General features: G+C 73.6%; 5 protein-coding genes and 1 pseudogene. 5 read left to right on the top strand and 1 reads right to left on the bottom strand.

Annotated elements, in window-relative coordinates:
* Nucleotides 1-421: pseudogene (locus G6039_RS29365) on the top strand (hypothetical protein); the annotation flags it as partial.
* On the top strand, nt 418-588 hold the full coding sequence (locus G6039_RS29360; RefSeq protein WP_006934931.1) for a hypothetical protein: 171 nt from the start codon (nt 418-420) through the stop codon (nt 586-588). The pseudogene G6039_RS29365 and the gene G6039_RS29360, both read left to right, overlap by 4 nt.
* Here the strand turns inward: G6039_RS29360 and G6039_RS29355 are convergent.
* Nucleotides 561-1406, bottom strand: coding sequence for a dienelactone hydrolase family protein (locus G6039_RS29355; protein WP_029544807.1), 846 nt, complete (start codon nt 1404-1406; stop codon nt 561-563). The two genes, G6039_RS29360 and G6039_RS29355, sit on opposite strands and share 28 nt — an antisense overlap.
* Nucleotides 1407-1503: 97 nt before the next feature.
* Between G6039_RS29355 and glmS the strand changes: the two genes are divergently transcribed.
* From glmS to alr, 3 genes are read left to right on the top strand one after another with little or no spacing between them, the layout of a single operon-like run.
* Nucleotides 1504-3369 (top strand): glutamine--fructose-6-phosphate transaminase (isomerizing), encoded by a 1866-nt coding sequence (gene glmS, locus G6039_RS29350; RefSeq protein ID WP_029544805.1) that lies wholly within the window; start codon nt 1504-1506, stop codon nt 3367-3369.
* A 20-nt stretch (nt 3370-3389) separates the two neighbouring features.
* A complete protein-coding gene (locus G6039_RS29345) occupies nt 3390-4862 on the top strand; it encodes an NAD(P)H-hydrate dehydratase (RefSeq protein ID WP_029544803.1) in 1473 nt (490 codons plus the stop codon).
* Between the two features lie 59 nt (nt 4863-4921).
* Nucleotides 4922-6106 (top strand): alanine racemase, encoded by a 1185-nt coding sequence (gene alr, locus G6039_RS29340; protein WP_029544801.1) that lies wholly within the window; start codon nt 4922-4924, stop codon nt 6104-6106.
* Nucleotides 6107-6194: the final 88 nt, after the last annotated feature.

Here is a 6194-nt window from a genome sequence, read left to right as displayed (position 1 = left end):
GCTCAAGGCCCCGGGCGCCAAGAAGACGGCTCCGGCCGCGGCCGCACCGGCCGAGGCCCCGGCTGCGCAGGCACCGGCCGCCGAGGCACCCGCCGCCGGAGGGACGGGAACGGACCCCGACACACCCGGCGCCGGTCCGGGCGACGACACGCCGCCCGCACCGCCCGACGAGCCGCGGCGACCGGACGAACCAGGTGACGGCGGAGCGCTCGGTCCCGCACCGCCCGACGAGCCGCGGCGACCGGACGAACCAGGTGACGGCGGAGCGCTCGGTCCCGCGCCGGCCGGGATGCCCGGCACGCGGGCGGACACCCCCGCGCGGCGGCCCGCGTCGGCGGTACCTGCTGGTGAGAGCGTCGAAGCGGGCCCCGAGGAGGAGCCTGCCGATGGCGTGGTCCTGGCGGAGGCGGGGCCGCTGTGACCGGACGGTTCGAACACATCGTCGCCGAGCACCGGGACGCGGTCGAGCGCCGGCTCGAGAACCTGCGGCGCCTCCGGGAACCCCGTGAACTCGCCGCCGGCGCGACGCGCGGGCCGGCGCCGGCCGTCGAAGAGGAGTTCTATCGCCCGAGCAGCTGGTTGATCTGAGTGCCGAGCTCGCGGTCGATCGCGTCGGGCTCGGTGAGCACCTCCGAGCCGGGAAGCTCGGCCTCGGGGTCGGCGAACGGCGCGTAGGTCTTGTCGCCGGCGAGCCGGTACAGCAGATATCCGGTGAGCAGCGCGCGGGTGACCTTCTGGGTGTTGCGCTGGGCGCCGCCGACGCCGAGGAAGGCGAGCAGGCGGCGGCCCTCGATCATGCCGTCGTCGGTGGCCTTGTGGACGGACCGCATCAGCATCTCGCCGCCCCAGGCCTGGGCGACGGCGACGGCATCACTGCCCATCGAGCCGAGGTCCTTCTCGGCGGCGAGCACGAGCCCGGGCGCGTGCACACGCGCGGCCAGGACCGAGGCCGGCGGCGACGTCGGGGCCGGGTAGAGCGCGGCGACGGCGGCCACGTCGCGCCGGGACGCCGCAAGTACCGCAGCTCCCGCGCCCATGCCGTGGCCGACCAGGCCGAGACGGTCGGGGTGCACGCTGATCCGTCCGGTGCCCAGGCGCACGCCCACGCAGATGTCGAGGGTGGTGCCGAGGTCGGCGGCCAGGCCCAGGTGCGACGGGATCGGCCCGCGTTCGGTGCTCGGGGCGGCCACGACGATGCCCCACGAGGCGAGGTGTTCGAACAGCGCCGAGTACTTGTCGAGACCGGTCATCCAGCCGTGGCCGAACGCGACGGCGGGCAGGCCGAAGCCCTCGGCGGGGGTGTAGACGATGCCCGGCTGACCTGCGAGAGCGAGGTTGCCGCGCAGCACCGTGTGCGGTCCGCGCTTCGAGAGCCGCTGGGCCAGGGATTTCGGTTTCGCCGCCACGGCGTGAACGTTAGCCGATGATCAGCTTCGAGCGTGCCACCCGCCGGGACGTGGACGAGTTGTTACCGGCGGGTCGCGGACCAGTACCCTGCTAACCATGTGCGGAATCGTGGGGTACGTCGGGCATCGCCCGGCTCTCGATGTCGTGGTGGAGGCACTGCGGCGGATGGAGTACCGGGGCTACGACTCGGCCGGTGTGGCGGTCCTGGACGGTGCGGGCGGCCTGGCCGTCGAGCGCAAGGCGGGCCGGCTGGCCAATCTCGAGGCCGAGCTCGACGAGGTGGGGGTGGAGCACTTCGCCGGCACCACCGGCATGGGGCACACCCGGTGGGCCACGCACGGTCGTCCCACCGACCGCAATGCGCATCCGCACCGGGACGGGTCGGGGAAGGTGGCGGTGGTGCACAACGGCATCATCGAGAACTTCGCGCCGCTGCGGGTGGAGCTCGAGAAGGCCGGGGTGGAGTTCGCCAGCGACACCGACACCGAGGTGGCGGTGCATCTGGTGGCCCGGGCGTATGCGGACGGGCCGACCGCGGGGGACTTCGAGGCCAGTGCGCTGTCGGTGCTGCGCCGGCTCGAGGGGGCCTTCACGCTGGTGTTCACCCATGCCGACCATCCGGACACGATCGTCGCGGCGCGCCGGTCGACGCCGCTGGTCGTCGGGGTCGGCGACGGCGAGACGTTCGTGGCCTCGGACGTGGCCGCGTTCATCGAGCACACCCGGCACGCGGTGGAGCTGGGCCAGGACCAGGTGGTGGTGATCACCGCCGACGGGTATCAGGTGTCCGATTTCGACGGCGGCACCGACGTGGTGACCCGCCCGTTCGAGATCGACTGGGATCTGGCGGCCGCCGAGAAGGGCGGCCACGACTACTTCATGCTCAAGGAGATCGAGGAGCAGCCCGCCGCGGTGGCCGACACGCTGCTCGGGCACTTCGCCGGGGGCCGCATCGTGCTCGACGAGCAGCGGCTGTCGGATCAGGAGCTGCGCGACGTGGACAAGGTGTTCGTCGTCGCGTGTGGCAGCGCCTACCACTCGGGTCTGGTGGCCAAGTACGCGATCGAGCACTGGACGCGGTTGCCGGTGGAGGTCGAGCTCGCCAGCGAGTTCCGGTACCGGGATCCGGTGCTGGACCGGTCGACGCTGGTGGTGGCGATCTCGCAGTCCGGGGAAACCGCCGACACCCTCGAGGCGGTGCGGCACGCGAAGGATCAGAAGGCACGGGTGCTGGCGGTGTGCAACACCAACGGCGCGCAGATCCCCCGGGAGGCCGACGCGGTGCTCTACACCCGGGCCGGCCCGGAGATCGGGGTGGCCTCGACCAAGGCGTTCCTGGCGCAGGTCGCCGCGAACTACCTGGTGGGGTTGGCGCTGGCGCAGGCCCGCGGCACCAAGTACCCGGACGAGGTGGCCCGCGAGTACGCCGATCTGGCCGCGATGCCGCACCTGATCGCGCGGGTGCTCGAGACGGTCGAGCCGGTGCGGCGCCTGGCGCGGGAGCTGGCGGCGTCGTCGACGGTGCTGTTCCTGGGCCGGCACGTGGGGTATCCGGTGGCGCTCGAGGGTGCGCTCAAGCTCAAGGAGCTGGCGTACATGCACGCCGAGGGCTTCGCCGCCGGCGAGCTCAAGCACGGTCCGATCGCGCTGATCGAGGACGGGCTGCCGGTGATCGTGGTGATGCCGTCGCCGAAGGGGCGGGCGGTGCTGCACTCGAAGCTGCTGAGCAACATCCGGGAGATCCAGGCCCGCGGTGCCCGCACCGTGGTGATCGCGGAGGAGGGCGACGAGGCGGTGCGGCCGTTCGCCGACCACCTCATCGAGATCCCCGCCGCGCCGACGTTGCTGCAGCCGCTGCTGTCGACCGTGCCGCTGCAGGTCTTCGCCGCCGAGGTCGCCCAGGCGCGCGGCTACGACGTCGACAAGCCACGCAACCTCGCCAAGTCCGTGACGGTGGAATAGCGACCCCGGCAGGAGGCCCGATGCGCAGCTACTACCCGTGCGAGCAGGTGCGGGCGGCGGAGGCGCCGCTGCTCGCCGCCCTGCCCGAGGGCACCCTGATGCGCCGCGCCGCGTTCGGGCTCGCCCGGGTCGCGGCGGCGGAACTGCGCTCGCGCACCGGCGCCGTCGCCGGTCGTCGCGTGACCCTGCTCGTCGGATCGGGCGACAACGGCGGCGACGCCCTGTGGGCGGGCGCGTTCCTGCGCCGCCGCGGGGTCGCGGTCACGGCGCTGCTCCTCGACCCCCAGCGGGCGCACCGGGCGGGACTGGCGGCGCTGCGCGCCGCCGGCGGGCGCGCCGTACCGGCGGATCCGGACCGGATCGGTGACCCGGACCTCGTGCTCGACGGCGTTGTCGGCATCTCCGGCCGGGGCCCGCTGCGCCCGGCCGCGGCCGCGGTGGTCGAGCAGATCACCGCCCCGATCGTGGCCGTGGACACCCCGAGCGGCGTCGACCCGGACACCGGCGCCGTCGACGGGCCGGCCGTGACCGCGGCCGTGACCGTCACATTCGGCGCCTACAAGCCGGTCCACGCCCTCGCGCCCACCCGGTGCGGGCGGGTCGAGCTCGTCGACATCGGTCTCGAGCTGCCGCCGCCGTGCATGGTGGCGGCCGAGCCCGCCGAGATCGGAGCAATCTGGCCGGTCCCGGGCGCCGACGACGACAAGTACAGCCAGGGCGTCGTGGGCATCGTCGCGGGCAGCGCCCGGTTCCCGGGCGCCGGCGTGCTCTGCGCCGGCGCAGCGGTGGCCGCGACGTCCGGCATGGTCCGCTACGCCGGCAGCGCCGCCCCCGTCGTGCTGGCCCGGTTCCCCGAGGTGGTGGCCGCGCCGTCGTTCGCCGAGGCGGGCCGCGTCCAGGCATGGGTGATCGGGCCGGGCGGCGGCACCGATCACCAGGCGGCCGACACGTTGCGCGACGTGCTGGCCACCGATCTTCCCGTCCTCGTCGACGCCGACGGGCTGACGCTGCTGTCGCGGCAGCCGGACCTGGTCCGCGGCCGGCGGGCTCCGACCCTGCTGACACCGCATGCCGGGGAGTTCGCGCGGCTCACCGGACGCCGGCCCGAGCCGGACCGGGTGGCGGCGGTGCGGGCACTGGCCGCCGACTGGCGGGTGCACGTACTGCTCAAGGGCCGGTCGACGCTGATCGCGAACCCGGACGGGCACGTGTTCGTCAACGAGGCGGGCGGGTCGTGGGCGGCCACCGCCGGCGCGGGCGACGTGCTGTCCGGGATGATCGGGGCACTGATGTCCGCGGGGATGGCCCCGGATCTCGCGGCCGCGGCGGGCGCGCGCGCCCACTCCACCGCCGCGGATCTCGCCGCGCGCGGCGGGCACGATCTCGCCGCTCGCGGCGGTGAACCCGGTTGGGCCGCCCCCACTTCGGCGAGCGCGATCCTGGATCGGGTGCCCGCGGCGGTGCGGAGCCTGCGGGGCATGGCCGAATCGTGATCCCGACACCTGCCACCGTGCTGCGGGCCACTTCGTCCGCAGTGGCAGGATCGAGATTCATGACCACGGCCGAACCCCGACCCCGCAACCACCTCCACCACGACCTGCCGCAGGCCGAGGCGTTGATCGACCTCGACGCCGTGGCCGAGAACGTGCGGCGGCTGCGGGAGTACGCAGGGGAGGCGGCGGTGATGGCCGTGGTCAAGGCCGACGCGTACAACCACGGTGCCGTCCCGGTGGCCCGGGCCGCGCTCGCCGCCGGCGCGCGGGAGCTGGGGGTGACGACCCTGACCGAGGCGCTCGAGCTGCGCCGCGCGGGGATCGACGCGCCCGTGCTGTCGTGGCTGCACACCGTCGACGCCGACTTCGCCCCCGCCATCGCCGCCGGCGTCGAGCTGGGGGTGTCGTCGACGCGGCATCTCGCGTCGATCGTCGCCGCGGCTCGGGAGACGGGTGTGACCGCGGTGCTCACCGCGAAGATCGACACCGGCCTCAACCGCAACGGCGTGGCACGGGACGAGTGGCCGGCGTTCCTGCGGGATCTGGGCCGGGCCCGGGCGGAGGGGGCGATCCGGCTGCGCGGCGCCTTCTCCCATCTCGCACACGCGGACGAACTCGACCACCCCGAGATCGACTGCCAGCGGGACCGGCTGCGCGAGGCCGTCGCCGACCTGAGCCGCCACGGCATGAAGCCCGAGGTGGTGCACCTGTCGAACTCGGCAGCGACCGTTACCCGCCCCGACCTGCGTTTTGACATGGTCAGACCGGGTATAGCGATGTACGGGTTGTCCCCGATCCCCGAGGTCGGGGACTTCGGGTTCCGGCCCGCGATGACGTTACGAACGAGGGTGGCGCTGGTGAAGAAGGTGACTGCAGGGTCCGGAGTGTCCTACGGGCATCGCTGGGTGGCGCCCGCCGACACCACCGTGGCCCTGCTGCCGATGGGATACGCCGACGGAATCCGGCGTAATCTCAGCGGCCGGTTCGAGGTGCAGCTCGGCGGACGCCGCCGACCGCAGCTCGGCCGCGTGTGCATGGACCAGGTCGTGGTCGATCTCGGACCGGACGGGGACGGAGTAAAAGAAGGCGATACCGCGTTCTTCTTCGGTGACGGTAGCCATGGCGAGCCCGCCGCGCAGGACTGGGCCGACCTACTGGACACCATCAATTACGAGGTGGTCACCGGCGTGGGCGGGCGCACCGTCCGCACCTACGTCGGTGGCGGAGGAGGCGAGCAGCGATGACGCTGTTGGGCAGTTTGGGGCTGTTGGGTGCGAGCCTGGCCACGCTCGGCTCGAACGCGGGGCTGTACGCGGTGCGCACCGCGGGCCT

Source organism: Rhodococcus aetherivorans (assembly GCF_011058165.1).
In the GTDB taxonomy this organism is placed as follows: Bacteria; Actinomycetota; Actinomycetes; order Mycobacteriales; family Mycobacteriaceae; genus Rhodococcus; species Rhodococcus aetherivorans.
Note: the sequence above shows the minus strand (reverse complement) of the source record. Positions and strands in the feature narration are given on the sequence as shown.